We start from the raw sequence: 24,113 nt of genomic DNA, 5'->3' as shown, positions 1-24,113 counted from the left end.
GCTAGCTGCCTGCGCCGCTCTCGGGCGTGGGTACATTGTCGAGAAACGTTGCCGACGGCACGAAGAACAACGATCCCGTCACCGCCTTGCTGAAGTCGAGCAGGCGATCGTAGTTGCCCGGTGGCTGGCCCACGAACATATTCGTCAGCATCCGTTCGATTCGCGCTGGGGAGCGGGCGTAGCCGATGAAATAGGTGCCGAATTCGCCTTTGCCGACCTCGCCGAAGGGCATGTTGTCCCGTACGATTTCCAGCGATTCGCCGTTCTCTTCGATGCTGGTGAGCACGTTGTGTGCATAGGTCGCCTTGGCCGAATCGTCCAGCTCGATATCCGAGAGCTTCTTGCGGCCGATGATGGTTTCCTGGCGCTCGACCGGCAGGGCGTTCCACGCCTTCATGTCGTGCAGGTATTTCTGCACGATCACATAGCTGCCGCCGGTGAACGCGGGATCTTCGTCGCCGATGATGGTGGCATCGAGTGCGCCCTGGTCGACCGGGTTTTCAGTGCCGTCGACGAAGCCGAGCAAATCCCGCTCGTCGAAATACTTGAAGCCGTGCACCTCGTCCACGACCGTCGCCACGTCGCCGATGCGGCACATGATTTGCGTGGCCAGTTCAAAGCACAGGTCCATATGCGTGGCGCGGATATGGAACAGCAGGTCGCCCGGCGTGGAGACCGCATGGTGCACGCCCTTGATCTCCTGGAACGGATGGAGATTGGCGGGTCGCGGCTGGCCGAATAACCGGTCCCAGGCATCGGAGCCAAAACCCATCACGCAGGACAGGCGCCGGTCCGGATTGCGAAAGCCAATGGCGCGCAACAGCGATGCCATATCGCCGCACAGCGCTCGCACAGCCTCGCCGCTGCGCGCATCCGGCTGCAGCGTCACCACGAGAAAAATGGCGGCATGCGTGAGCCGCGCAGCAACCGGTTGCGTCACGATGGAAGTCACCCTTCGCTCCTTGTCGTTGAAGTTTCGGTACTAGCGCTTGATCGGGCGTGAGGCAAACGCCATCGCCTCTTCGGCGTTGGCGGGAAGGCGTTCGGCGATCTCCGCATGCAGGAATTCGACGAAGCGCCGCACCCGCGGCGGCTGAAACACATTGGGATGATAGATCGCATGGATGGGCGCCGGCGCAGACCACGCCGGGGCATGGACCAACTGCAGCCTGCCCGCGCGTACATCGGCAGTCACCGCCCATAGTTGCCGATAGGCAAAACCGTGCCCAAGCACGGCCCAGCGGCGGATGACTTCGCTATCGGTGCACTCGTGGTATCGGCGCACGCGCACGAGGTGCTCGCCGAGGCGCCACTCATGGCGCGGACCGGCCTTGGTGGTAAGCACCAGCGTGGGCAGCTCGGCCAGATCGTCCGGGTGGGCAGGCATGCCATGGCGCTCGATACAGGCTGGCGCGGCGCACACCACGCGCCAGCTGTCGGCCAGGTGACGGGCCACCATGTCGCTGTTTTCCAGCGCGCCGACGCGGATGGCGACGTCGATATCGTCCGGTACGAAGCGCGACAGCGAATCGGACAGGGTCAGCACGATGCGCACGTCCGGATGCAGGCCCATGAAGCGATCAAGGATGTCCACCAGCAGGTTGCGCCCCAGATCGGAAGGCGCCGATACGCGCAGCGTCCCGCTGACAAGATCGGTGCCGCTGCGCACCGCGCGTTCGGCTTCCTGCATGGTCTCGATGGCCATGCGGCAGGAGGCGATATAGATGCGCCCTTCATCGGTGAGGCGCAGTTGCCGCGTCGTGCGCTCAAACAGCCGTGCGCCCAGCATGGCCTCGACCCGTTGCACGCAGGCGGAGGCGGCGGCAGGAGAAAGCCCCGCGCGGCGGCCGGCGGCGGACAGACTATGGAGGTCCGCCGCGTCGACGAGCAGTTGCATGTCGCTCAGGCGGTTCATCCGATCCGGTCCTGCTGCAGGGGCATGACGGATCATCTTCAAACATTCTTTGAAGGTCAATCAAGATCCGGACCCATTATCAAAATCAGACGGGCAGGGGACCATGCCGCTTACGCTCCCTCACCCAAGGTGTCGCCATGTCCCGCGCCAAATTCCCGCTACTGATCGCCTGTCTTGCCCTGGCGACCGCCTCGCCGTTCGCGGCTGCCGCCCAGGAGGCCACCCAACCGCAAGCCACCGCCATGACCGTGCCCAGGCAGCTGGTCGGCGCCTGGACCCTGGTGCGTTGCGACAACGTCTATCCGGACGGCCACCGCGTGGAACTGTACGGGCCACATCCGGAGGGCATGTGGCTGATCAATGCGCAGGGCGACTACATGATGCAGATCGTACGGGCCAGGCGCATGCCGTTCGCGGCGAACGACAAATCCAAAGGCACGCCGGATGAGTACCGCGCCGCGTCGATGGACAGCAATGCGCACTACGGCCACGTGAGCGCCGACGCCAACGCGATGCACAGCGCGATCGTGCATGCGACGTTCCCGAACTGGGACGGCAAGAGCGGTGACTCGAAGTACACCATCAGCGGAGACGAACTGACCTATACCGTGGCCAAGCCATCCAGCGGCGCCGCCGAGGGTGCTCATGGCGAGGTGGTGTGGCGGCGCGTGCATGACTGAGCGTGTTGTCGTCGCGCCTCGATAGCGATGGGGCCTATGTTGGATCGGCCACTTTTGGCGTGGCTGGCTTGCCCTCGATCAACACCCAGGCGCTGATCGCACTCAGCAAAGCCAGCCCTGCCGAAATCAGCATCACCCAGCGGAAGCCGGCGACAAACGACACGTCCACGGCGCGCTTCAAGGCCGCGGTGGTCGCTGCCGGGTAGCCGTCAGGCATCACGATGCCGGCCAGCTTCTGGCGTTGCGCGACGATGGCGGCCACCTGTTCCGACGGCGCGTGCAGCCCAGCCAGTTGGTCATCCAGGGTCGCATTGAAAACCACGGTCAGCACGAAACCGAACAGCGCTACCGCGAGCAGGGCGGCAGTACGCGACACCGCGTTGTTGATGCCCGATGCCGTGCCCGCGCGATCCTTGCCCACGGCGTTCATCACGGTTGTGGTCAACGGCGCCACCGTGACGCTCATGCCCAGTCCGAGTACGCAGACGGCCGGGAAGAAACTCCTCCAGTAGTCGCTCTGGACAGATGGCAAGGCAAACATGGCGAATCCAACGGCAGCCACGCAAGGCCCGACCACCAGCGGAAGCTTGGAGCCGAACCGGTCCACCAGGGTGCCCGCCCAGCGCGACAACAAAAACATGATGGCGATAAACGGCAGCAAGGCCGCACCCGCCACCGTGGCGCTATAGCCCTGCACCTGGATCAGGTTTAGCGGCAGAAAGAACAGGCTGCCGCCCAACGAGGCATACAACAACAGCGTAAGCAGGTTGGCGCCCGCAAAATCACGCTCGCGAAAAAGCGTCATCGGCAGCATGGGCGATGCCAGGCCAGCCTCCACGCGCTTGAAGAGCAGCAGCGCGACAACGCCGATCACGAGCGCCATCCAGATCGGCGTCGCCGTCCAGCCACGCATCGGTGCCTCGATAAGGGCGAACACCAGGCCCGCCAGGCCAATGGTCACCAGACTGGCGCCACGCACATCGATAGGGCCTACGTCGAGGCCACCCTTGCTCTCCGGTACCTTCGCTGCACAGATCGCCAACAGCACGACACCCAGCGGCGCATTGACCAGAAAAGCCCATACCCAGGAATAGTGATCGACCAGAAAGCCTCCGATCACCGGCCCGATCGCTGCCGTGATGCCACTGAAAGCCGACCACGTGCCGATGGCGGCGCCACGTTCGGCTTGTGGAAAGCTCGCGCTGATCAAGGCCAGGCTGCCGGGCACCAGCAGGGCAGCTCCGATGCCCTGCACGGCGCGAGCAGCGATCAGGGGGCCCACCGCAGTCGACATTGAGCAGGCCACCGAGGCCAACGTAAACAGCGCCGTGCCGAGCATGAAGATGCGCTTGCGCCCAAAGCGATCGCCCAACACGCCGCCCACCAGCAGCAACGCGGCGAGAAACAGCGCGTAGGACTCCATCACCCACTGCGCGTCAGCCGTGGTGGCGCCCAGGTCCCGCTGGATGGCCGGCAGCGCGACGTTGACCACGGTGCCGTCGATGAAGGCGAGGCTGGAGCCGAGTATCGCCGCCACCAGCGTCCAGTGTCGCGACGGTGTCGAACAAGGCACTGCCGGCGCACCGCTGAGGATGATCCCGTCGTCGCAGGGAGGCTTTCCGATCTGGCTCATCGTCACCACCGGAATTTCAATCCGACGGAGCTTACTCCGCCGCCGGTGCGCGCGCGCTGGAGGCACTTGAGCGGCACGCCGCGCGAGTGCACGCTGCAGGTTGCTTCAAGAGGCATGCGTTGATGCCTCTCTTCACCCGGGCGTCACAGCGCTATCGGGCGCTGAAGTCGCCATCGCGCGGATTCGCCGGAGGCCGATGATGGATACGCAAAGCATTCGGACGGCCATCGACCGGCACTGGTCCGCCTCGGCAGCGGGCGATCTCGACGCCGAGCACGACATTTATCACGACGACGCCGTGTGCGAGTACCCGCAGTCGGGCGAGGTCATTCGCGGTCGACGCAATTTGCAGGCACTGCGCGGCCATCATCCGGGCAAGCCGTCGGGGTTCAAGGTCCGGCGCATCGTGGGCGAGGGCAATCTGTGGGTGAGCGAATACGAGATCAACTACCAGGGCAAGCGGGCCTTCACGGTGAGCATCATGGAGTTTCGCGACGGCAAGGTGGCGCATGAGGTTCAGTACTTCGCCGATCCTTTCGATGCACCGGCGTGGCGTGCGCAGTGGGTGGAACTGGAGCAGTGATGGCTCGCTGTCGATGCGTGTCGATTCCTGAGACGCTCGTTCGTCATTCTTGGGAACGCGTGCCTTGGAGCGATCTGAGGCACGTATCCATGGATGGCCTCAAGCCATCGCCATGACTGATGGCGATGGCTTAAAGAGGCTTTCAGTCCCCACGCAGCCGGAGCAGCCACATGCAGTTCATTCCCTATCTCGATTTCGACGGCCAGGCACGCGAGGCGTTAGATTTTTACGCCAAGGCGTTCAACGGCAAGATCACCATGCGCATGACCTACGGCGAGTCGCCCATGGCCGCGCAGATGCCGCCGGAAACGCACGGCCGCGTGATGCATTCGCAGCTGGAAACGCCTCATAGCATCCTGATGGGTGCGGACGGCCCGCCGCATACCACACGCTCCACCGGTTGCGTGAATATCAGCGTCGACGATCCCGCCGAAGCCGAGCGCGTGTTCAAGGCGCTATCCGATGGCGGTGAAGTCGGCATGCCCATCGCCGAAACCTTCTGGGCGCACCGCTTCGGCATGCTCACCGATCGCTATGGCAAGGCCTGGATGGTTAATTGTTTGAAGACGCCCGGCGAGTGATACCGCCAGCTACCCGTTCCCCTGCGGATGCAGAAGAACGGGTAGCTGTGCTTGTTGGTGACTTAGGGCAAGATGCTGATCCAGCAGCCACAAGGGGAGCTGGATGTGAGTCAGGGGAATGCGGTGGGCGATCTCGCGATCGCCGGATTCTGGCGGCGCGCAGGCGCTTTTTTGTTCGATGTCATCGTTTTGGGCCTGATCGGCATGCTGGTCGGTGCGTTGTTGTTCGACCCGCTGGCGAGGGCCGGTGGCTATGCGTTGATCCCCGGCTTCGCCATGGCCCTGCTGTATTTCGGCATCGGCAATAGCCATGTGATGGGCGGGCAGACGCTGGGCAAGATGGTTGCTGGCGTGCGCGTCGTGGATAAGGACGGTGACTTGCTTGCGCTGCCACGTTCGGTGATGCGTTATGCCGTGTTGGGTACGCCGTATTTTCTGGCTTGCATACCTTTTGCGGCGACGCCTTTTCATCCCCTGACCTATGCCATCGGCGCCATCGCTGGCTTCGGTGAATTGGCGATCATCTACCTGTTCGTTTTCAACCGTCGCACGCGGCAGTCGCTGCATGACCTGGTGGTGGCTACTTATGTGGTTCGCGCCACCAGGGAGGATGGCCAGCCACGCTTCGCGACCATGTGGCAGGGTCATTGGGCATTCGTCGGGCTCTTGGCGGCACTGGCACTGGCGGTTCCGTTCATCGGGCCGCGATTCCTGAGCGATGACCTGAAAGCCATGGTACCGGTGCAGAACGCCATGCTGGCCCAGCCCCACGTGCGCGCCGCGACACTGAGTCAGATGGCCGTGAGCTTCAATGGGCACGCGCCCGTGCATTCCATCGTGGCCACGATTCAGTTGGACGAATCTTTGGTAGAGCGAGCCGATATGGCACGCAGCTTTGCCGACATCATCGCCGCCAGCCATCTCGATCTTTCGGGTGATGACAGCGTGCGGGTGTCGCTCAACTATGGCTACAGCATGGGCATCGCGCACGGCACAGTCATGCATAGCTACATATACCGTCCGGGCGAACTTGTTTTGGCGGCTGAAGGTGGGACGTCGGCGCCCGCCGGTACGCACTGACCTTGTCTGTCTCGGCAGCGGTCGGGGTGGTTGCCACGCCCCGACCGCTGCATGCGCTCAAGTGCCGTAATCGAGTTTCGGATACCAGTTGCCGCCGCGGCCCTCAGGCACGCAGTCAAGAATGGTCCAGATCGGCATAAGGTCAGGCGCGCCGCGCGGATCCTGGCCGGGGTCGGCGGTTTCTCCGCCCATTTCGCCGGCCCAGAACAGGCGGATATGGCCGTCGCGGCGCGTGAATACGCAGAAGGCTGGGATATCGCTGCCGTCGTCGGCGATGGCGCCGTAGTCGCGACTGAACTGGCCGTTGGCGTCCGAGTACAGCGGCAGATCGCGCCAGCCGCGTTCCTGCTTGAACGCAAGCAGGCGTTCGATCGGCGAGCGGGCAATCACGGCCAGCGCCACGCGTTGCTGGATGTCGCGTGCTTCGCCGTTCCATGCACCCAGCAGCGACGTGCACATCGGGCAGGGGCGCTCGCGCTGGGGGCCGAACATGTAGTTGTAGGTCACCAGGGTCTGCTTGTCGCCGAACAGGCCGGCGAAATCGACCGGGCCTTGCTCGCCGACAAACCGGTAGTCGCCCTGCACTTCGGGGCCGGGCGGCAGGGCGCGGCGTTGTTCGGCTACGCGCTCGATATGGCGGCGCAATTGGATTTCTTCGGCGAGCAAGGCATCACGGGCGTGACGGTAGGCCGCGCTTTCGCGGGCAAAGGTCACGCCGTTGCGCTTGACCAGTTCGGCAACGGGGACCAGGGTGGCGGCTGAAGTCATGGCGGATATCCTCGGGGCAGGCAGCGGAAGATGGGCGCAACGCATCCTCGCGGGCTGGGGCGAAGGTCGCGTCTAACTTCATGACGAACAGGCCCGGGCCAGATCGACATCGCCCGCGCGGCGGAGACAAAAACGGCCGGTCGATGCAAGTGGCCACTTTCACCCTGTTGTCACATACGCCCAGTGCCGTAGGCTGGGGGCTCGTTCAACGCTGCTGCCAGGACGTCTGCGCCATGGATCATCGGATTGTGTCGTTGCCTGCTTTCACGGTCGTCGGACTGGAGCACATCGCCCGCAGCCCGAACGGGATCGGGCCCTTGTGGGAGCGCTTCCTGCCGCGGGAACACGAGATCGGCCTGCGCTCGCAGCCCGGTGTGTCCTACGGCGTCTGCGCGCCACTGCCCGATGGCATGCTGCGATACGTGGCGGGCCTGCCGGTGGCCGATGACGCGCCGGTGCCCGAAGGCATGGTGAAATTCCAGGTGCCGGCGCAGAAGTACGGTGTGTTCACCCATCGCGGCGTGGCCACGCGCATCGGCGAAAGTTTCCAGACCATCCATACCCGCCTGCTGCCCAAGCTGGGCCTCAAGGCGCGTGCCGGCGTGGAATTCGAACGCTACGACGAGCGCTTCGTTTCGCCGGACGATCCGACGTCCGAGACCGATCTGTACATCCCGGTGGAATAAACGCTTAGGCGGCCAACTGGGTTCGCGGAAACGAGGCGAAGGCGTCGTTGAGCGTGACGCTGATCAGGTGAGCGAGCTCGGCGTAGTGGTTGGCGCGCGGCGTGCGGGCGCGCTTGGGGGCTTCCTCGAGCAGGTCGACCCAGCCCTGGGTGGTGGGACCCGCGGCGTTGGCAAACAGGCAGGCGCGCGGCGCATCGAGGAACACCCGCATCTCCACCCGCATGCACGCGGCCAGCGGCGCCGAGCCATCGGGTTCGATCAGGATGGACAGCGAGCGGTTGCCACGGCGGCGCAGCAAGCGCAGACATTCCTCCAGCTCGATCACCAGGTGGTGGCCATCGGGCAGGCACAGCTCGCCGTAGAACACGGCTTCCATCTCGTTGACGGCCTTGCGCACTTCATTCTCGATGCGGCCAAGGAAACCCACGCGCAGCTCATGCCGCGTGTAGTGAACGGGCATGGTGGAGACCTGCACCTCGTTCTTGCGCACCAGGGTGGAGTGATTGATGCGGGTGAAGCTCAGGCCCGCCGCCTCGTAGCTCTGCTTGGCGTTGGCGCCGCTGATGCCGGCGAAGGCTGCCCATGCGGCTTTGAGATACGGGATGTTGGGCGCGGTCTGCAGCATGGGTGTCCCGCCAGAAAGGGGTTGGTGTCACACCGTTGCCGGGGTGACACGGTGTTTATCGGCGCCTGGGCGCCAAACTTCAGTGGTCCGGAGGCTTGGGGCGGATCCTTTTCGATTGCCATGGCCAGACGCGCAAGGCCGATCCATGACCTTTGTCCTAGACGGTTGTCCACGGCCTCAAGGTATAAGTGCCACGACAACATTGAACGTCCACGCGGCGAGAGAGCGCCGCGTATTCACTGTGCCACCGCTGGGGAGAGAAACGCATGACCCGTTTGACGCTACGGCCGTTGCTGACGGCCTGCCTGCTGGCTTGCATGGGCAGCGCCCTGGGTGCCGATGGCACTGGCCATGAGGACGCCGGCCTGTTGGGCTTCACCAGCGACGGCGCGGCGGCCCAGAAGAGCCTGGAGCAACGCTTTGATGCCTTGCTCGATCCGGCCGACCAGCGCGAGTGGCTCAAGCAGATGTCCTCTGCTCCCAACCAGGTGGGATCGCCGCACGACAAGGCCAATGCGGAATTCATGCTGGCCAAGTTCAAGGAGTGGGGCTGGGACGCCCATATCGAAACCTTCAACGTGCTCTATCCCACGCCCAAGAAAGTGGCGCTGGAACTGAAGGGCCCGCACCCGTTCACCGCCAAGCTGCACGAGCCGGCAGTGGCAGGCGATGCCACCTCCAGCATCAAGGACGGCGTGCTGCCGCCGTACAACGTCTATGGCGGCGACGGCGATGTGAGCGCGCCGCTGGTCTACGTGAACTACGGCATGCCCGACGACTACAAGGACCTCGCCCGCCGTGGCATCGACGTGCGCGGGAAGATCGTCATTGCGCGCTACGGTGCGGGTTGGCGCGGCCTCAAGCCCAAACTGGCGCAGGAACACGGTGCCGTGGGCTGCCTGATCTATTCCGACCCGCATGAGGACGGATATGCCGCAGGCGACACCTATCCGCATGGCGGCTGGCGTCCGGAAGATGGCGTGCAGCGCGGCTCGGTGGCCGACATGCAGCAGTATCCCGGTGATCCGCTCACCCCCGGCATCGGTTCCACCGACGATGCCAAGCGTCTGTCGCTGAGCGAAGCGAAGACCATCCTCAAGATTCCGGTATTGCCGATTTCCTATGCCGATGCCACGCCGCTGCTGAAGTCACTCAGCGGACCGGTGGCGCCGGGCGGATGGCGCGGTTCGCTGCCGATCACCTATCACATGGGGCCGAGTACGGCGCCGGTGCATTTGACGGTGCAGTCCGATTGGGGCCAGAAGCCGGTATACGACGTGATCGCCACCATCAAGGGTTCCACCGAGCCCGATCGCTGGATCGTGCGCGGCAACCATCACGACGGCTGGGTTTTCGGCGCCTGGGATCCGCTGGCAGGCAATGTCGCCCTGCTGGCCGAAGCCAAGGCCATCGGCGCGCTCTACAAGCAGGGCTGGCGCTCGCAGCGCACACTCGTCTATGCCAGCTGGGATGGTGAAGAAGCCGGCCTGCTCGGCTCCACCGAATGGGCGGAAACCCATGCCGACGAGTTGCAGCAGAAGGCCGTGCTCTATCTCAACTCCGATACCAACAGCCGCGGTTTTCTCGATGCCGGCGGCAGCCATTCCTACCAGCATCTGGTGAACCAGGTGGCTGCAGGCGTGACCGATCCGGAGACCAAGGGCAGCGTGCTCGAACGCATGCGTGCGCACATGATGGTCAGCGGCGCCGCCAAAGACGCCAAGCCCGAAACCAAGGAGGCCGCCAAGCTCGCCGCGGCCGGTGGCGACGTGCCGATCAGTGCGCTTGGTTCGGGTTCCGATTACAGCGCCTTCCTCGAACACCTGGGCATTGCATCGCTGGACCTGGGCTTCAGCGGCGAGGAAGACAACGAGGGCGTCTATCACTCGGCGTACGACTCCTTCGATCACTACGTGCGCTTCGGCGATCCCGATTTCCAGTACGGCGTGGCGCTGTCCAAGGTCGCAGGTCATATCGTGCTGCGCACCGCGGACGCCACCGTGCTGCCGATGCGCTTTGAGGACTTCAGCGACACGCTCAATCGCTATGTGGAGCAGTTGCATCAACTGGTCGCCGATACACGCAAGGACACCGAGCAGCAACATCAGTTGCTGGACAAGCACGCCTATGCACTGGTATCCGATCCCACCCGGCCGCAGCTGGCGCCCGAGCGCGATAGCGATGTGCCGGAGATCAAACTCGCACCGCTGGACGATGCGACGCGCAAGCTGAGAAAGAGCGCACAGGCCTTCGAAGCCGCCTACAGCCAGCGCGCCGCGGCTGGCTTCAACCTGCCCGCCGCTCAACAGCAGCAGCTCAATGCGTTGATGGGGAAGATGGAGCAGTCGCTGACCAGCGCTGCCGGTCTGCCGGCGCGTCCCTGGTTCCGCCACATGATCTACGCGCCGGGCATGCTCACCGGCTATGGCGTGAAAACGGTACCTGGCGTGCGCGAGGCGATCGAGGGACGTCGCTGGGAGGAGGCCAACCAGTACGCGCAGGCCACCGCCAAGATTTTGGATGGCTACCGCGAACAGCTGGACAAAATCACCGCGATGCTGAAGAAGTCGTAACCCCCTGTAGGAGCGCACTTGTGCGCGACCACCCGGCAAAGCGGCCGCCCTCCAGGCGGCGGTCGCGCACAGGGTGCGCTCCTACACGGATGGAGCGACAGCTGCGCCGTCCAGATAGCCGATCTTTTTGTGCCTGGGCAGCTGCTTGATTTCCCATTCCGCACGCGACGCTGCCGCGCGATTTTCATAGGCACGCGAACCGATCAAGCGCAGCGGAGGGTGCGAACGCGTATAGCGCGCGCCCTTGCCGCTCACGTGCGCCTGGTAGCGCGCCTCAAGATCGTTGGTGATGCCGGCGTAGTAGGTGCCGTCACGGCATTCGATCAGGTAGAGAAGCCAGGGGCCTGTGGAGCGGGGCATGAGGTCTGCATTCGTGGGCAACGCCGGCACGTCATCCTACGTGCATGGCGACGGGGCGGTCGAGCCCCGGCGACGCAGGGCCATCAGGTTTCGGTGGGATCCAGATGGAAGGTTTCCACCCGGCCGACGCCCGCAAGCACGTTCTGCACCTGGGGACGCGCAATCACATCGCGCCATCGCCGCAGACGTTCGGTGTCCATGGGCGTGGTGCGGATGTCGGCATATATCTGCATATCGTCCAGCGCCTGGCTTCGCCATTCCTCGTTCTTGAGGCGTTCGATCAGCAGGTCGACCGCCTCGTCCAGATGGTTGCTCAGCAACAATGCCGCCTGCCAGGTGGTGATGGCGTCCTTGCGGTGCTCACGCATATAGGTCAAATGCATGCTGATGGCCGCCTGGTCCTGTTGGACGATGGCCGCTTCCAGTCGCACGATCTCCAATTGCATGCGCCCATAGGGGCTCATGCTGCCCAGCTCCTGCACGGTGCTGAGTGCTTCGCCGGGACGCTTCAGGTCGGCATACAACTGGCCAAGGTTGATGATCTGGCTCACGTTCATGCCGCCGTCTTCGGGGCGGCGGGCGGCACGCTGCCACTGTTCCACCGCCTCGTCCCAACGCCCGAGTCGGGCCAGTGCACGCGAGCGTTCGTCGAGCAGCCAGATGTACTGCTTGTCGAAATCCTCGTAGGTCGCGCTGCCGTTGCCATCCTGCGTCTTGGCGATCACCGCATCGGCGAGCGCCAACACTTCGTCGTAGCGCCGAGCGCTCAGCAGCAGCGATTGCAGGCGCACCGTCGGACGAAGCTTGTGTGGAGTGGACTGCATCTGTGCCCGTGCGCTGTCGATTTCACGGGCCAGCATGCGATCGACGTCGTAGTGCTTCTGATCGGCGCGAGTCAGCGCATCGAAGCGTTTGTCCACGCGCATGGACAGCACGGTGCGGGCCGAGTCGATGCGTGCGGCCGCCGCTGCCGCCTGCCTGGTGTGGCCATTGGCCAGCTGGAGCGTGGCGAGGTCCTGCCATAACTCGTTGGGCTCGCCGTCCGAGTCTTTCCATCGCGCATCGAATAGCGCCTGCAAATAAGCGAGTCGCTGCGAAGCATGGTTGCCATCCATCAACTCACGTTCGATGGTGATCACGGCGCGCTCGTTGATGTCACCGAGTTTGTCCGGCCATCGCTGCGCAATCGTCGTGACGCAGACGGCGCTATCGGCATAGTCCTTGAGTGCATAGGCACTGCTCAGCCGGGTGAACCAGGCCTCGCCGTCGGCTTCAGGCAGGGCGGTCGCGCGCACCAGATACCCATAGGCCTTCTTGTGCTCGCCCTGCTCCTCGGCAATGGCGCCAGCCATCAGCTGCGCGGCATAGCGAATCTTTTCCGGCAATCGCTCGAAGTCCTCTTGCTGCAGTACCTGGTCGACCGCCTGCGTGGCGGCTTTCAGATTGTTGCTGCCGATGTAGATCATGGCGACGCGCAGGTTTTCCTTCGCGGCATCGGTACTCTGGGCGGTGCTGACGGGCGGTGCCGGCGGCTTGCTGGTGGTGGATGCTGAGGCGCCACTGGCGATGGCCAGCAGCGTGCAGAAGACGGCTGTTTTGCGCATGAAGACTCCCCCCGGTGTCAACGGCAAATGTGCCCGAAGACGAGGGACGTGGCGACTCCGCAAGAGCCGTCCTCTAAGTGCGCTGGCCACCGTCGCGGGAGGCCACAGCCATCAAGGGGAAAGCCGGGTCCTGGCGAACAGGGCGATGATCCAGCCGAACAGCAGCATCGCCGCGAGGTTGGCCACGAAGCTGAAGACGCTGAAGTGCGGCACCTTGTGCAAGGCGGACAATGGCACGACCACGTAATTCATCACCGCAAACACCACGACGCCGTAGGCTATGCCCCAGATGGGCCACTGCCGCGTGGCGGCCACGCGGCGGCCCACGAGCAGCACGAACACGGCTGCGATCACCAGCGACATGGCCCATTGCAGCAGCATGCCCAGCGCCGCTTCCGTTGGGCCGCCTGCGAGCGCGCCCTTGCCGAGCAAGCCGGCTGCGATGTATTTGAGGATCACGACGGGGCTGAAACCGCTGATGAGCGAGGCGGCGCCGATGTCCAGCGTGCCGGCGACCACGCCACCCCAGAGGATGGCTGTGAGCAGGGGATGACGCGAGCGAGTCATGGTGTTCTCCGTGGCGTCTGGCGCCGCTACTCTAAACGCATACAGGCCGGCGGGCGACATGACTCTTTGCAGGGTCGCCGGCCACTACCAACCGGGCGAAATCGATAGCATCGATCCATGTTGTTTTCCGACTCCACGGCAGCACCCGCCCAAACCCTGGTGGCTGATTTGCGCGACTACCCGCATTGGCGCCGGGGGCGCCTGCGCTACGGCGTCTGGATCGTTCCCGTGGTCGATACGGAACTGCTCGAGTACATCCGGGTCGCGCGCAACCAGTTGGCGGACTTGCTGCATCCGAGCCCGCGTCGACAGGCGCATCTGACGGTATTCGTCTGCGGCTTTCATGGCGAAGGAGAGCGTGACGACGATTTTCCCCTGCAACGGCTCGGGCAGCAGGTGGCTCTGCTTGAGGCAGACGCAGGTGTCGCGTGCAGCCTGCCTCTCGCAAGAGTGGACAGCTTCGCCAGCGCTGCCTTCATTCCCGTGGGCGATCCCATGGGACGACTGGCGAGGTGGCGGGGTGTCCTGGGGGAATGCAGCGCCGAAATCAGGCAGTCGCCCTATGTCGCGCACATCACCCTGGGTTTGTATCGCCGCTGCGTATCCGCGGCTGAACTGCGGCAACGGCTGGATGATGTCAGGGCGCCACCTCCCTCGCTGCAGGCCAGCGAGCTCCAGTACGTCACCTACGACGCTCGCGATCAACTTGGGCCATTGCAATGCGTTCGCCGTGTTGCGCTCGAAGATGCACAGGAACCCGCCCGCAGCGCGCAATAGAAAAGCGCGGCACGACGATTGCCGTGCCGCGTCTCGTTGGTGCAGCGGTGGATCAGCTATGCGCGCTTGAAGTAGCCCCAGCCGGTACGCTCTTGCTCGCCTTGCCGCCCTTGTGAGGGCCGGCGCCCTTCGGGCCGCCGGCGGGGTTGCGATACATCGCATCGGCAATCTGCTTTTGCTCAGGCGAGAGCGCGCTATACAGATCGCTGAAGGAGGAAGAGAGCTTCTTCATATTGTCCGCATGCGTCTCGGTGAGATCGGCATAGGACTTCATGGCGTCGGCAGCGCTCATGGTCGGCAGCTTCTGCGCGCGTTCGCGGAACGCCTCGTCGGCCTTGCGTGCGTTGTCGCGCATGGTCTGCGCGAAGGCATCCCAGGGCTTGGCCTGCTGGTCGGTGATCTTCAGTTGCGCGTGCAGGTCAGCAATGCGCCGCTCGACCGCATCAGCGTGTTTCTGCCCATGGTCCTGCGCACCCGGCGGCGTGGCCGTGGGCAATTTCTGCGCGGCAGGCGCGGTGGTTGGTGCGGCTTGTTGCGCCCATGCGGGAGCGGCCACCAGCGCAAAGGACACCAGCGCCGGCAGGGTCAAACTGCGAAGAGTGGTTTTCATCGTCGGAGTTCCTGTGCAGTGGATGGCGGCAGCGTTCTAGTAGCCGTCGTTGTAATAGACGACACCCGGCGGCGGCGGTGGCGGCGGCGAGGTGTAAATCACCGTCGGCGGCGGCTGCGGCGTATTGGCGTTGGAGATCGCTACGCCTGCGGCCACGCCGAGCAGTGCGCCGGCAACCACGGCTCCGCCATTGTCGTAATGGTCGTAGTGGTCATGGTGATAGTCGTAGTGATTGTCGTAATGACTGTGATAATCGTGGTGGTCGTAATGCGGCGGCGGGCCATGGTGGTACTGCGCCAGCGCCGGCAGCGGCAGCGCCATCCAGGCCACAGCCATCGCGGCGGCGGCAAGCTTGTGATGTAGTGCGATGGACGAGTGGTGTTTCATCTACGTTCCCTCCGGCCGTGCGGCGGTGGTGTCGCACGTGGGAAGCGTAGGTCTGGCCATGTGCACGCCAGCACAATACGTCGCCGCATTTTCATACGACTTTGGGAACGGTTTGCTTATGTCGCTGCCGCGTGACATTTGCGTTGTCACGACAGCGACGAGGACGCCGCAACGTCCTCGCCGGTGTTGATGCTAGCGCGTGGATACGAAGTCGATCTTCTCCAGGCCTGCGCGTTTGGCCGCCGAGATCACGCTGGCCACAGACTGATAGGGCGCACCATCGGCGGGATCAAGCTGCAGTCGCGGCGGTTCGCCCTGGTGCGCGGCGATCGCCAGTTGCGATGACAGCATCGCGGCATCGATCGGCACATCGTTCCAGGTCATCGAGCCGTCCACCTGGATCGACAACCGTACCGCTTCGGACGTCGCGGCGTGGTTGCTGCGGCCCGGCTGCGGCAGGTCGAGTTTCAACTTGTGGGTGAGTACGGGCGAGGTGATCATCGTGATGACCAGCAGCACCAGCAGCACATCCACCAGTGGCGTCACGTTGATCTGGGCGAGCGGAGCATCGGAAACACGTGCAGAGAAAGCCATACTTCCTCCTTACCGCGTGAATGGCATCGATGTGGGACGCCGGACCTGGGGATGAGCCGGCGGGACCAGATTACTCCCGACGGCCGGGTGTCGCGCAAGTAGGGTCGTCGTGTGCGGTATCGTGTACCGCTAGCCCCACGTCGTGTCTGCATGAACCGCCCATCTTCTTCCGATCGCCAGCCTGATCTGCTGGGTGGCCACACCCCGCCGCAAGTCCACCGCCTGTTCTTCGCCCTGATGCCGGACGCTGCCGTGGCTCAACGCATCGAGGCCGCGGCTGCGCGGGTGGCGGCCGAGCAGCATCTGCATGCGCGCATGATCCGCTCGTCGCGCTATCACGCCACGCTGCATTTCCTTGGCGATCACCCAATGTTGCGCGAAGACATCGCCAAGGCGGCGATGGCGGCCGGGGCCAAGGTGCAGGCCCAGCCCTTTGAGCTGGTGCTGGATTCGGCGGCGGCCTTCCATGGTCGCGAACCACCTTGCGTGCTGCGCTGCTTGCACATACCCGAAGGCCTGCAGCGACTGTGGAATGACCTCCAACAGACGTTGTCGCTGGCCGGCCTGGGGCGACACCTGTCACGCCAGTTCACCCCGCATGTGACCTTTGCCTATAGCCGGGGCCGCCTGCCGGAGCCCATGGCGATCGCGCCGATCAGCTGGCGCGTGGAAGGATTTTCGTTGGTGCACAGTGTCGTTGGCGGCGGTGACTACCGGATCTTGGACACCTGGCGGTTCCGGGCACCATAGCCCGCGGGCCATGGCGCGCCGCAGGATGCCGTGCGGCCGGGTAACACGACATACTCACGGCTCCTTCCGACGCCGGTGAGATGCCCATGTTGAAACCCTTGCTCGCTACTGTGCTGACCTGCTCGGTCGCGCTTCCCGTCATGGCTGCCGCGCCGAACGCCAACCAGGCGCAGGCGCGTGACATCTTCAGTCACCTGATCGCGTTCAAGACGGAGATCGGGCAGGGGCAGGTGCCGGTGATGGCGAACTACCTCGCCGACCAGTTCCGCGCGGCGGGTTTCCCCGATGCGGATATCCATATCATCCCGCACGGCGAGACGGCGGCGATGGTGGTGCGTTATCGCGGCAACGGCACCGGCGGCAAGCCCATCGCGCTGATGGCGCATATGGACGTGGTGACCGCCAAGCCGGAAGACTGGCAGCGCGACCCGTTCAAGCTGATCGAAGAAAACGGTTATTTCTACGGGCGCGGCACCGAAGACATCAAGAGCGGCGTCACCGTGCTCGCGGCGAACTTCATCCAGCTCAAGAAGGCCGGCTTCGTGCCCACGCGCGACCTCATCATCGTCTACACGGGCGATGAGGAAACCTCGCAGGACACCATGGACGACCTGGTGAAGAATCATCGCGACCTGGTCGATGCGGAGTTCGCGCTCAATACCGATGCCGGCGGCGGCGAGCTCGGCGAAGACGGCAAGCCGCTCGTGTTCGGCCTGCAAACGGCTGAGAAAGCCTATGCGGATTTCGAACTCACCACGCGCAACGCGGGCGGTCACAGTTCGCTGCCGCGTGCCGACAACGCCATCTATGAACTGGCGGACGCGCTGAAGAAAGTGCAGGGTTATCAGTTTCCGGTGATGTGGAACGACACCACCATCGCCTCGTTCAAGGCACTTGGCGCAACCACGCAAGGCAAAGTGGGGCAGGCCATGCGCGACTTCGCCAAGGACCCGCATGACGCCAACGCAGCGAGCGTGCTGGCGGCCGATCCTACTGAAGTGGGCAAGACGCGGACCACCTGCGTCGCCACCATGCTGCGCGGTGGTCACGCCGATAACGCCTTGCCGCAATCGGCCACCGCCAATATCAACTGCCGCATCTTCCCTGGCGTGTCCATCGAGACGGTGCGCAAGACGTTGGCCGATCAGGTGGGTCCCAAGGTAGAGGTCAACCTGATCGGCAAGGCGGTTTCCAGCGATGCCTCGCCGCTGCGTCCGGATGTGGTTGCGGCCGTGACCAAGGCGGTGCATGCCATTCGTCCGGGCGTGGCGATCACGCCGGTGCAGGAATCGGGCGCCACCGATGGCATCTACTTCCGCGCAGCAGGCATCCCGACCTATGGCGTGAACGGCATGTTCATGAAGAACAGCGACGCGTTCGCGCATGGCCTCAACGAGCGCGTGCCGGTGAAGTCGTTCTATGACGACGTGACCTATTGGCACGTGCTGCTCACCACGTTGGCGGGTCCGGCGGTCGGCAAATAACGCGACCTGGGACCGTGCCGAAACTCCTGCAGCGGTTTATGCTGAGGGGGCGCAAACTAGCGCCCCCAATACCCAACTGAAAACGGAGTTCGTCATGCGTCCGACCGTCCTTGCAGTGCTGGTAGCTCTTGCTTTCCCTGTCACCGCGGCGCTGGCGACCCCGCCGGCGCCAGCCGAGGTCCCCTCGTACGTCACCGCCGCGGTCAACGATCCCGCGCGCAAGGACGACACCGTCAACGATGATCGCCGCAAGATCGCCGATCTGATGGCCTTCGCCGAGGTCAAGCCGGGCCAGTCGGTCGTCGACCTGATTCCCGGCAGCGGTTACTTCACGCGCGTGTTCAGCGGCGTGGTCGGCCCCCAGGGCAAGGTCTTCGCCGTGTGGCCCAACGAATACGGCAAGGAAGCGCAGTCGGATGTGCAGGCTTCCAAGGCGCTGGTAGCCAACCCGCATTACGCCAATGTCGGTGTACTGATGGTGCCGGCCAAGGAGTTCAAGACGCCGGTCAAGGTTGACCTCGTCTTCACGTCGCAGAACTACCACGACTACCCGGACAAGTTCATGGGCAACGTCGATCCGGTGACCTTCGACAAGCAGGTGTTCGATTCGCTCAAGCCCGGCGGCCTGTTCGTGGTGGTCGATCATGTCGCCGAAGCCGGTTCGGGGATGCGCGACACCGACACCTTGCATCGCATCGATCCGGCCATCGTCAAGAAGCAGGTCGAGTCCGTGGGCTTTGTGTTCGACGGCGAAAGCGACGTGCTGCGCAATCCCAAAGACCCGCACAACATCAAGGTATTCGACAAGTCGATCCGTGGTCATACCGACCAGTTCGTCTATCGTTTCCGCAAGCCCGGCTGACTCTGAGCGGTACTTACGATTTGACTGATTTACAGCAAACCACCGTAACGGAGGGCGCGAACGCGCCCTCCGACGATCCACCACCCACTCCGCCGCAACGCCCCGACGACGAAGACTGCTGCGGCCAGGGCTGCGTGCCCTGCATCTTCGATTTCTACGATGAAGCCATGGGCAAATACCGCGAAGCGCTGGCGGCGTGGAAAGAGCGGCATCCGCTGCATTCGCCCGATTGATTGTCGCGGTACCGCGAGGCCGTACTGTTGTGGGAGCGCACCCTGTGCGCGACTGCCTCAGTGTTGATCATTCGCCTGGCGATGATCGACGGGCGGGGGGCGCTGATAAATTGCTGTCGCGCACAGGGTGCGCTCCCACAGGGGGGCGTTCTACACTTGGCGCCTGCTTTTCAGGACCATCCGATGCCTTTCCCGTCGTTGCGAACCCTTGCCTGCGGGCTGCTGTTGCTGAGCGCCCACGCCGCCTTCGCCCAGACACCGCACACCGTGCAGCTGCAGGACCTCACCTGGACCGAAATTCGCGATCAGGTCCAGGCCGGCAAGACCACCATCATCATTCCCATCGGCGGCACCGAGCAGAGTGGCCCGTACATCGCCGTGGGCAAGCACAACGCACGTGCAGCTTTCCTCTCGCAGAAGATCGCCGAACGTCTGGGCAATGCGCTGGTGGCGCCCGTGGTGACCTACGTGCCCGAAGGTGGCACCGCGCCACCCAGTTCGCATATGCGTTTCCCCGGCACCATCACCATCCCCGATGCCGTGTTCGAGCAGATGCTGGAATCGGCCGCGCAAAGCTTTGCCGTGCATGGCTTCCGCAACATCGTCCTGCTGGGCGACCACGGCGGCTATCTGAAGGATCTGGACCGCGTCGCCGCCAGGTTGAACAAAGCCTGGGGCGGCAAGGCGCGCGTCATCGTGCCGCCGGAGTACTACGCCACCTCATCGGAGGGTTTCAACCAGATCCTTCGCCAGCACGGCATCAAGGATGACGAGATCGGCACGCACGCCGGTTTGGCCGATACGTCCCTGCAGCTTGCCGTGGCCCCGCAGATGGTGCGCCTTGGCCAGTTGCAGGATGGCCCCAAGCTGGGCGCCGCCGATGGCGTGTATGGCGGCGACCCGCGCCGCTCCGCGGCTGACCTCGGTCAGCTGGGCGTGAATGCTATTGTGGTAAATACAGTGAATGCCTTGCGTCGCGACACGCAGGCGCACTGACCTCCCCGAATCACCCGACCTAAGTTGTGAGCCATGGCCATCGCTAAATCCCTGCGTTCCTCCCGTCTGTTCCGCCTCGCACCGTTGGCGCTTGCCGCTGCGTGCCTGGCCGGCACTGCCCTGGCGGCTTCGTCCGTCACCACCGTCCCTGGCATGCCGCCGGTGGTGAACGCCGCCAACATGTACAGCGAAGCGGGGCTCAATCACCTCAGCGCCGCCGTGAAGAACGACCCGGCGCGCATCTACGTGCCCAACCTGCGTTCGAACGATGTCTACGTGATCGATCCGGCCACCTACAAGGTGGTGGACAAGTTCAAAGTGGGCGAGGGCCCGCAGCACGTCGTGCCGTCGTGGGATCTGCGCACGCTGTGGGTCACCAACAATGCCGAGCGCAAGAAGACCGGCAGCCTCACGCCGATCGACGCAGCCACCGGCAAGCCGGGCACGGCGGTGCCGGTGGACGATCCGTACAACATGTACTTCACGCCGGACGGCAAGGAAGCGATCGTCGTTGCCGAAGCGTTCGCGCGCCTGGATTTCCGCGATGCTCACAGCATGAAAGAGCATTCCAGCCTCAGCGCGCCGGACTGCAAGGGCATCAACCACGCCGACTTCGCCATCGACGGCAGCTATGCCATCTTCACCTGCGAGTTCACCGGCAAGCTGGTGAAGATCGACATGGTCAACCGCAAGGTGCTCGGTTACCTGGACCTGTCCAAGAAGGGCATGCCGCAGGACATCCGCTCGTCCCCGGACGGCAAGACCTTCTACGTCGCCGACATGATGGCCGATGGCGTGTACCTGATCGACGGCGCCAGCTTCAAGCAGGTGGGCTTCGTCAAGACCGGCGTGGGCACGCATGGCCTGTACCCGAGCCGCGACGGCACCAAGCTGTATGTCGCCAACCGCGGCTCCAACAAGGTGCACGGTCCGCGCGGCGGCAAGGGCAGCGTGTCGGTGATCGACTTCGCCTCGCAGAAGGTGGTGGCCAACTGGCCGATCCCCGGTGGCGGCAGCCCGGACATGGGCAATGTGAGCGCCGATGGCAAGACGCTCTGGCTGTCGGGTCGCTTCGACGACGAGGTCTATGCGATCGACACCGCCACGGGCCAGATCCGCAAGATCAAGGTGGGCCAGGAGCCGCACGGTCTCGCCGTATGGCCGCAGCCGGGCCGTTACTCGCTGGGCCACACGGGCATCATGCGCTGAGCATGAGCGCGCTGGCATAGGCGCGCGATCCCGCTGCTGTCCTTCAACCGCAGCGGGAGTCGATTGACCGCGCGGACGCTGATGCTGCGTTCCACGCCTGTCTCCCGTCGTTGTTGACCGCACCGGCCTGAAAAAAGTCAGGCCGGTGCAAGCACTTGCGTCAAACACGGCGAGTTTCCAACTGTCATGCGGCTGTTATCGCCTTTTCTGAATGCCACTGTTAAATTGTGACGTAGAGCACGTTTTGGCATGCGATTCAGGGAGTGGGCATGAAGGGGAAGCAGTGGCTCGAACGGCTTTTATGCCGTGTTTTCAAGCATCAATGGGCTCGGCCGGAACCCGGTCGCCGCGAATGCAGCCGCTGCGGTCGCGTCGAGGAGCGCAACTGGCGAATGGGCTGAGACGTCGGTCGGCCTCACTGGCAATTGGGGACAGCGTCCCCAATATCGGGGCTTCCCGCATGAGGAAGCCCCATGATTCCGTTCTCCGTCCTCGATCTGGCACCGGTCACCGAAGGCAGCGATACCACCCAGGCCTTCGCCAACACGCTGGATCTGGCCCGTCGCGCCGAGGCGCTTGGCTACCATCGCTATTGGCTGGCCGAGCACCACAACATGCCAGGCATCGCCAGCGCGGCCACCGCCGTGCTGATCGGTCACGTGGCGGGTGGGACCTCGACCATACGTGTCGGCGCGGGCGGCATCATGTTGCCGAACCATGCGCCGCTGCAGGTGGCCGAACAGTTCGGCACGCTGGCGTCGCTGTATCCGGGGCGCATCGATCTGGGACTGGGGCGCGCGCCCGGTACCGATCACGCCACGGCACGGGCGCTACGCCGCTATTTCGACAGCGCGGAGCAGTTCCCGCAGGACGTGGCTGAATTGCTGGCGTATTTCGAGCCGGCGACACCCCATCAACCCGTGCGCGCCGTGCCCGGTGCCGGCATCAATGTGCCGGTGTGGCTGCTGGGCTCGAGCTTGTTCAGCGCCCGCCTGTCGGCTGCGATGGGTTTGCCGTTCGCCTTCGCCTCGCACTTTGCGCCGGACGCGATGGACGATGCGCTGGCCCTGTATCGCCGCGATTTCCGTCCCTCGGCGCGCCTGGCCGCGCCGTACGCGATGCTCGGCGTGAATATCGTCGCGGCGGAAAGCGACCAGGAAGCGAAGCGCCTGTTCACTACCCAGCAGCAGAGTTTCGTCAACCTGCGTCGTGGCCGCCCGGGCCTGATCCCGCCGCCGATCGACAATATCGAAGACTTCTGGACGCCCACCGAAAAATTCGGCGTGGAGCATGCGCTCGCTTGCGCGGTGATCGGCAGCGCCGAGACGGTGAAGCAGGGCATCGAATCGTTTGTCGAACGCCATCGCCCGGACGAGCTGATGATCACCGCGAACGTGTTCGATCACGAGGCGCGTTGTCGCTCGTACGCCATCGTGGCCGATGTAAAGCAGCGTCTGTCGAGCTGACGCCGCCGATCAGGCCGGCGCAAAACTCCTGCGCAAGTCCTGCTGGCAACGCGCCAGCAGCTGCGCGGGAAACGCGGCCACCGGGTCCTCGCTGTAACCAGCCTCGCTGTCGAGCAGGCCTTGTTCGGCGAGGAGCTGGTTCATGGCGAGGCGCTGGGAGACGTAGAGCACGCGACTCATCGGCAGCGTGAGCGCGGCATGGCCGTGCTCGCAATGTTCCACCAGCGCTTCCTGCACGGGTGGCGGCAGATCCCAATGCTGGCCTGCCTGCACGGTGAGTTCGGCGGCGAGCTGCACGCAGCCATCGATGAAGGCCGTTGAGCTGGCGGGCAGTTCGCTGTTCTGCAATTCCTTGTCCAGCAAACGCGCCACGGCGCCCAGGCCGCTATAGCCGACCAGGGCCACCAGATAGGCTTCGAAAGCGTCGCACTGGCCCTTGCTGAGATACACCGCCGCGTGCGCGCAGCGTTCGGCGTGATCCCATAGACGCTGGCCCACGATCTGCCCGTTGGCACCGGCGCTGGCCATCAGGATGGGCTTCATCACGTAAGACGTCACCACGTGGCGCAGGCCGATCTGGCCGAGCAGTACGACCGCGTGCTGCAGACTGCCCACCGGATGGGCGGTGCGATAGGTGACGCTGCCGGTGACGCGCATGACTTCGCCCACCAGCACCGGATCGCGTTTGATCAGGTCGGCCAGCTGGGCGCCGCTGAGTTTGTCGTTCTTCATGGCGCGCATCAGCTGCGGCAGCACCGTTGGCATGCGCGGCAGACTGCGTACGTCGAAGCGGCCGTTCTCGCACTGGTCCTTCAGGCGCTGGAGAACGGCCTGTTCGCGCGGCTTGTTGGCGCTGTCGCCGGCGTTGACCGGCTGGTTGAGGATGAAGCGGAAAAAACGCTCCGCGAGCTCGTCACCCGAGACCATCCCGTGGGGCAGGCTGGTTTCCACCGGGAGTTCCGGCTCGGGCGCAGCCGGCCGCGTCGCTGCTGGTTCTGCCGCGCGCTCACGCCCGAATACCCGCCACCAGTTTCCCATCATCGTGCTGCCAGCTCCCCTGTGTGGCCCCCGCTACGCTGGGGGTATCGGC

At 64.2% G+C, this 24,113-nt stretch carries 26 protein-coding genes; 14 read left to right on the top strand and 12 right to left on the bottom strand.

From position 1 onward, the window contains the following. Nucleotide 1: 1 nt before the first annotated feature. Both AB4Y82_RS02215 and AB4Y82_RS02210 read right to left on the bottom strand, forming a co-directional pair. A complete protein-coding gene (locus AB4Y82_RS02215) occupies nucleotides 2-952 on the bottom strand; it encodes a Dyp-type peroxidase (protein ID WP_441604231.1) in 951 nt (316 codons plus the stop codon). Nucleotides 953-982: 30 nt separating this feature from the next. After that, nucleotides 983-1,915, bottom strand: coding sequence for a LysR family transcriptional regulator (locus AB4Y82_RS02210; protein ID WP_441604230.1), 933 nt, complete (start codon nucleotides 1,913-1,915; stop codon nucleotides 983-985). Nucleotides 1,916-2,052: 137 nt separating this feature from the next. Here AB4Y82_RS02210 and AB4Y82_RS02205 point away from each other — a divergent pair, with 137 nt between their 5' ends. Then, nucleotides 2,053-2,595 carry a lipocalin-like domain-containing protein gene (locus AB4Y82_RS02205; protein WP_441611093.1) on the top strand — a complete coding sequence of 181 codons (543 nt, stop codon included), beginning with the start codon at nucleotides 2,053-2,055 and terminating at the stop codon, nucleotides 2,593-2,595. A gap of 34 nt (nucleotides 2,596-2,629) precedes the next feature. On the opposite strand, the gene AB4Y82_RS02200 is transcribed toward AB4Y82_RS02205, so the two are convergent. After that, on the bottom strand, nucleotides 2,630-4,228 hold the full coding sequence (locus AB4Y82_RS02200) for an MFS transporter (protein WP_441604228.1): 1,599 nt from the start codon (nucleotides 4,226-4,228) through the stop codon (nucleotides 2,630-2,632). Between the two features lie 199 nt (nucleotides 4,229-4,427). Here AB4Y82_RS02200 and AB4Y82_RS02195 point away from each other — a divergent pair, with 199 nt between their 5' ends. The 3 genes from AB4Y82_RS02195 to AB4Y82_RS02185 all read left to right on the top strand — a co-directional run bounded on the left by AB4Y82_RS02195 (nucleotide 4,428) and on the right by AB4Y82_RS02185 (nucleotide 6,472). Beyond that, nucleotides 4,428-4,811 carry a nuclear transport factor 2 family protein gene (locus AB4Y82_RS02195; protein WP_441604227.1) on the top strand — a complete coding sequence of 128 codons (384 nt, stop codon included), beginning with the start codon at nucleotides 4,428-4,430 and terminating at the stop codon, nucleotides 4,809-4,811. A 170-nt stretch (nucleotides 4,812-4,981) separates the two neighbouring features. Next, nucleotides 4,982-5,392, top strand: coding sequence for a VOC family protein (locus tag AB4Y82_RS02190; RefSeq protein WP_441604226.1), 411 nt, complete (start codon nucleotides 4,982-4,984; stop codon nucleotides 5,390-5,392). Between the two features lie 105 nt (nucleotides 5,393-5,497). After that, entirely contained in the window at nucleotides 5,498-6,472 is a 975-nt protein-coding gene (locus tag AB4Y82_RS02185) for an RDD family protein (protein WP_441604225.1), read from the top strand. A 57-nt stretch (nucleotides 6,473-6,529) separates the two neighbouring features. Here AB4Y82_RS02185 and AB4Y82_RS02180 read toward each other — a convergent pair whose 3' ends face one another. Further along, complete coding sequence (locus tag AB4Y82_RS02180; RefSeq protein WP_441604224.1) at nucleotides 6,530-7,240, bottom strand: DUF899 family protein; 711 nt, start codon at nucleotides 7,238-7,240, stop codon at nucleotides 6,530-6,532. 233 nt (nucleotides 7,241-7,473) lie between these two features. Between AB4Y82_RS02180 and AB4Y82_RS02175 the strand changes: the two genes are divergently transcribed. Beyond that, nucleotides 7,474-7,926, top strand: coding sequence for a GyrI-like domain-containing protein (locus AB4Y82_RS02175; RefSeq protein WP_441604223.1), 453 nt, complete (start codon nucleotides 7,474-7,476; stop codon nucleotides 7,924-7,926). A 4-nt stretch (nucleotides 7,927-7,930) separates the two neighbouring features. Here the strand turns inward: AB4Y82_RS02175 and AB4Y82_RS02170 are convergent, their stop codons facing one another. Then, nucleotides 7,931-8,551 (bottom strand): hypothetical protein, encoded by a 621-nt coding sequence (locus AB4Y82_RS02170; protein ID WP_441604222.1) that lies wholly within the window; start codon nucleotides 8,549-8,551, stop codon nucleotides 7,931-7,933. Nucleotides 8,552-8,817: 266 nt separating this feature from the next. Between AB4Y82_RS02170 and AB4Y82_RS02165 the strand changes: the two genes are divergently transcribed. After that, complete coding sequence (locus tag AB4Y82_RS02165; RefSeq protein WP_441611092.1) at nucleotides 8,818-11,124, top strand: transferrin receptor-like dimerization domain-containing protein; 2,307 nt, start codon at nucleotides 8,818-8,820, stop codon at nucleotides 11,122-11,124. An 81-nt stretch (nucleotides 11,125-11,205) separates the two neighbouring features. On the opposite strand, the gene AB4Y82_RS02160 is transcribed toward AB4Y82_RS02165, so the two are convergent. The 3 genes from AB4Y82_RS02160 to AB4Y82_RS02150 form a co-directional block, all read right to left on the bottom strand. After that, nucleotides 11,206-11,484 (bottom strand): GIY-YIG nuclease family protein, encoded by a 279-nt coding sequence (locus AB4Y82_RS02160; RefSeq protein ID WP_441604220.1) that lies wholly within the window; start codon nucleotides 11,482-11,484, stop codon nucleotides 11,206-11,208. Nucleotides 11,485-11,567: 83 nt separating this feature from the next. Beyond that, nucleotides 11,568-13,088 carry a tetratricopeptide repeat protein gene (locus AB4Y82_RS02155; protein ID WP_441604219.1) on the bottom strand — a complete coding sequence of 507 codons (1,521 nt, stop codon included), beginning with the start codon at nucleotides 13,086-13,088 and terminating at the stop codon, nucleotides 11,568-11,570. Between the two features lie 111 nt (nucleotides 13,089-13,199). Continuing rightward, on the bottom strand, nucleotides 13,200-13,655 hold the full coding sequence (locus tag AB4Y82_RS02150) for a hypothetical protein (RefSeq protein WP_441604218.1): 456 nt from the start codon (nucleotides 13,653-13,655) through the stop codon (nucleotides 13,200-13,202). A 168-nt stretch (nucleotides 13,656-13,823) separates the two neighbouring features. On the opposite strand from AB4Y82_RS02150, the gene AB4Y82_RS02145 reads away from it, so the two are divergent. After that, nucleotides 13,824-14,432, top strand: a complete 609-nt coding sequence (locus AB4Y82_RS02145; RefSeq protein ID WP_441604217.1) for a 2'-5' RNA ligase family protein — start codon at nucleotides 13,824-13,826, stop codon at nucleotides 14,430-14,432. A 52-nt stretch (nucleotides 14,433-14,484) separates the two neighbouring features. Here the strand turns inward: AB4Y82_RS02145 and AB4Y82_RS02140 are convergent, their stop codons facing one another. The 3 genes from AB4Y82_RS02140 to AB4Y82_RS02130 all read right to left on the bottom strand — a co-directional run bounded on the left by AB4Y82_RS02140 (nucleotide 14,485) and on the right by AB4Y82_RS02130 (nucleotide 16,023). After that, complete coding sequence (locus tag AB4Y82_RS02140; RefSeq protein ID WP_441604216.1) at nucleotides 14,485-15,042, bottom strand: Spy/CpxP family protein refolding chaperone; 558 nt, start codon at nucleotides 15,040-15,042, stop codon at nucleotides 14,485-14,487. A gap of 36 nt (nucleotides 15,043-15,078) precedes the next feature. Next, nucleotides 15,079-15,429, bottom strand: coding sequence for a hypothetical protein (locus tag AB4Y82_RS02135; RefSeq protein WP_441604215.1), 351 nt, complete (start codon nucleotides 15,427-15,429; stop codon nucleotides 15,079-15,081). 192 nt (nucleotides 15,430-15,621) lie between these two features. Continuing rightward, a complete protein-coding gene (locus tag AB4Y82_RS02130; protein ID WP_441604214.1) occupies nucleotides 15,622-16,023 on the bottom strand; it encodes an ExbD/TolR family protein in 402 nt (133 codons plus the stop codon). A 150-nt stretch (nucleotides 16,024-16,173) separates the two neighbouring features. Between AB4Y82_RS02130 and thpR the strand changes: the two genes are divergently transcribed. The 7 genes from thpR (at nucleotide 16,174) to AB4Y82_RS02095 (ending at nucleotide 23,023) form a co-directional block, all read left to right on the top strand. Beyond that, nucleotides 16,174-16,773 (top strand): RNA 2',3'-cyclic phosphodiesterase, encoded by a 600-nt coding sequence (thpR, locus tag AB4Y82_RS02125; protein ID WP_441604213.1) that lies wholly within the window; start codon nucleotides 16,174-16,176, stop codon nucleotides 16,771-16,773. Between the two features lie 86 nt (nucleotides 16,774-16,859). Beyond that, nucleotides 16,860-18,257: a M20/M25/M40 family metallo-hydrolase gene (locus tag AB4Y82_RS02120; protein WP_441604212.1), complete on the top strand. Its 1,398-nt coding sequence runs from the start codon at nucleotides 16,860-16,862 to the stop codon at nucleotides 18,255-18,257. A 94-nt stretch (nucleotides 18,258-18,351) separates the two neighbouring features. Then, nucleotides 18,352-19,119 carry a class I SAM-dependent methyltransferase gene (locus AB4Y82_RS02115; protein ID WP_441604211.1) on the top strand — a complete coding sequence of 256 codons (768 nt, stop codon included), beginning with the start codon at nucleotides 18,352-18,354 and terminating at the stop codon, nucleotides 19,117-19,119. A 20-nt stretch (nucleotides 19,120-19,139) separates the two neighbouring features. Further along, on the top strand, nucleotides 19,140-19,352 hold the full coding sequence (locus AB4Y82_RS02110) for an oxidoreductase-like domain-containing protein (protein WP_441604210.1): 213 nt from the start codon (nucleotides 19,140-19,142) through the stop codon (nucleotides 19,350-19,352). 183 nt (nucleotides 19,353-19,535) lie between these two features. Then, nucleotides 19,536-20,348 carry a creatininase family protein gene (locus AB4Y82_RS02105; protein ID WP_441604209.1) on the top strand — a complete coding sequence of 271 codons (813 nt, stop codon included), beginning with the start codon at nucleotides 19,536-19,538 and terminating at the stop codon, nucleotides 20,346-20,348. A gap of 33 nt (nucleotides 20,349-20,381) precedes the next feature. Next, nucleotides 20,382-21,557, top strand: a complete 1,176-nt coding sequence (locus tag AB4Y82_RS02100; RefSeq protein WP_441604208.1) for a YVTN family beta-propeller repeat protein — start codon at nucleotides 20,382-20,384, stop codon at nucleotides 21,555-21,557. A gap of 473 nt (nucleotides 21,558-22,030) precedes the next feature. Beyond that, nucleotides 22,031-23,023, top strand: a complete 993-nt coding sequence (locus tag AB4Y82_RS02095) for an LLM class flavin-dependent oxidoreductase (protein WP_441604207.1) — start codon at nucleotides 22,031-22,033, stop codon at nucleotides 23,021-23,023. 9 nt (nucleotides 23,024-23,032) lie between these two features. Here AB4Y82_RS02095 and AB4Y82_RS02090 read toward each other — a convergent pair whose 3' ends face one another. Continuing rightward, nucleotides 23,033-23,974, bottom strand: a complete 942-nt coding sequence (locus AB4Y82_RS02090; RefSeq protein WP_441604206.1) for an HDOD domain-containing protein — start codon at nucleotides 23,972-23,974, stop codon at nucleotides 23,033-23,035. Nucleotides 23,975-24,113 lie beyond the last annotated feature (139 nt).

It is taken from the genome of Dyella sp. 2YAF14 (genome assembly GCF_052114725.1).
Classification (GTDB): domain Bacteria; phylum Pseudomonadota; class Gammaproteobacteria; order Xanthomonadales; family Rhodanobacteraceae; genus Dyella.
The sequence above is the reverse complement of the archived record's forward strand: the minus strand, read 5'-3'. Positions and strand labels throughout refer to the sequence as shown.

What these genes read in the sequence shown, in the direction of transcription:
- AB4Y82_RS02210 (WP_441604230.1), bottom strand. Translation starts at nt 1,915, where the DNA reads ATGAACCGCCTGAGCGACATGCAACTGCTCGTCGACGCGGCGGACCTC.
- AB4Y82_RS02205 (WP_441611093.1), top strand. Translation starts at nt 2,053, where the DNA reads ATGTCCCGCGCCAAATTCCCGCTACTGATCGCCTGTCTTGCCCTGGCG.
- AB4Y82_RS02200 (WP_441604228.1), bottom strand. Translation starts at nt 4,228, where the DNA reads ATGAGCCAGATCGGAAAGCCTCCCTGCGACGACGGGATCATCCTCAGC.
- AB4Y82_RS02195 (WP_441604227.1), top strand. Translation starts at nt 4,428, where the DNA reads ATGGATACGCAAAGCATTCGGACGGCCATCGACCGGCACTGGTCCGCC.
- AB4Y82_RS02190 (WP_441604226.1), top strand. Translation starts at nt 4,982, where the DNA reads ATGCAGTTCATTCCCTATCTCGATTTCGACGGCCAGGCACGCGAGGCG.
- AB4Y82_RS02180 (WP_441604224.1), bottom strand. Translation starts at nt 7,240, where the DNA reads ATGACTTCAGCCGCCACCCTGGTCCCCGTTGCCGAACTGGTCAAGCGC.
- AB4Y82_RS02175 (WP_441604223.1), top strand. Translation starts at nt 7,474, where the DNA reads ATGGATCATCGGATTGTGTCGTTGCCTGCTTTCACGGTCGTCGGACTG.
- AB4Y82_RS02170 (WP_441604222.1), bottom strand. Translation starts at nt 8,551, where the DNA reads ATGCTGCAGACCGCGCCCAACATCCCGTATCTCAAAGCCGCATGGGCA.
- AB4Y82_RS02165 (WP_441611092.1), top strand. Translation starts at nt 8,818, where the DNA reads ATGACCCGTTTGACGCTACGGCCGTTGCTGACGGCCTGCCTGCTGGCT.
- AB4Y82_RS02160 (WP_441604220.1), bottom strand. Translation starts at nt 11,484, where the DNA reads ATGCCCCGCTCCACAGGCCCCTGGCTTCTCTACCTGATCGAATGCCGT.
- AB4Y82_RS02155 (WP_441604219.1), bottom strand. Translation starts at nt 13,088, where the DNA reads ATGCGCAAAACAGCCGTCTTCTGCACGCTGCTGGCCATCGCCAGTGGC.
- AB4Y82_RS02150 (WP_441604218.1), bottom strand. Translation starts at nt 13,655, where the DNA reads ATGACTCGCTCGCGTCATCCCCTGCTCACAGCCATCCTCTGGGGTGGC.
- AB4Y82_RS02140 (WP_441604216.1), bottom strand. Translation starts at nt 15,042, where the DNA reads ATGAAAACCACTCTTCGCAGTTTGACCCTGCCGGCGCTGGTGTCCTTT.
- AB4Y82_RS02135 (WP_441604215.1), bottom strand. Translation starts at nt 15,429, where the DNA reads ATGAAACACCACTCGTCCATCGCACTACATCACAAGCTTGCCGCCGCC.
- AB4Y82_RS02130 (WP_441604214.1), bottom strand. Translation starts at nt 16,023, where the DNA reads ATGGCTTTCTCTGCACGTGTTTCCGATGCTCCGCTCGCCCAGATCAAC.
- thpR (WP_441604213.1), top strand. Translation starts at nt 16,174, where the DNA reads ATGAACCGCCCATCTTCTTCCGATCGCCAGCCTGATCTGCTGGGTGGC.
- AB4Y82_RS02120 (WP_441604212.1), top strand. Translation starts at nt 16,860, where the DNA reads ATGTTGAAACCCTTGCTCGCTACTGTGCTGACCTGCTCGGTCGCGCTT.
- AB4Y82_RS02115 (WP_441604211.1), top strand. Translation starts at nt 18,352, where the DNA reads ATGCGTCCGACCGTCCTTGCAGTGCTGGTAGCTCTTGCTTTCCCTGTC.
- AB4Y82_RS02105 (WP_441604209.1), top strand. Translation starts at nt 19,536, where the DNA reads ATGCCTTTCCCGTCGTTGCGAACCCTTGCCTGCGGGCTGCTGTTGCTG.
- AB4Y82_RS02100 (WP_441604208.1), top strand. Translation starts at nt 20,382, where the DNA reads ATGGCCATCGCTAAATCCCTGCGTTCCTCCCGTCTGTTCCGCCTCGCA.
- AB4Y82_RS02095 (WP_441604207.1), top strand. Translation starts at nt 22,031, where the DNA reads ATGATTCCGTTCTCCGTCCTCGATCTGGCACCGGTCACCGAAGGCAGC.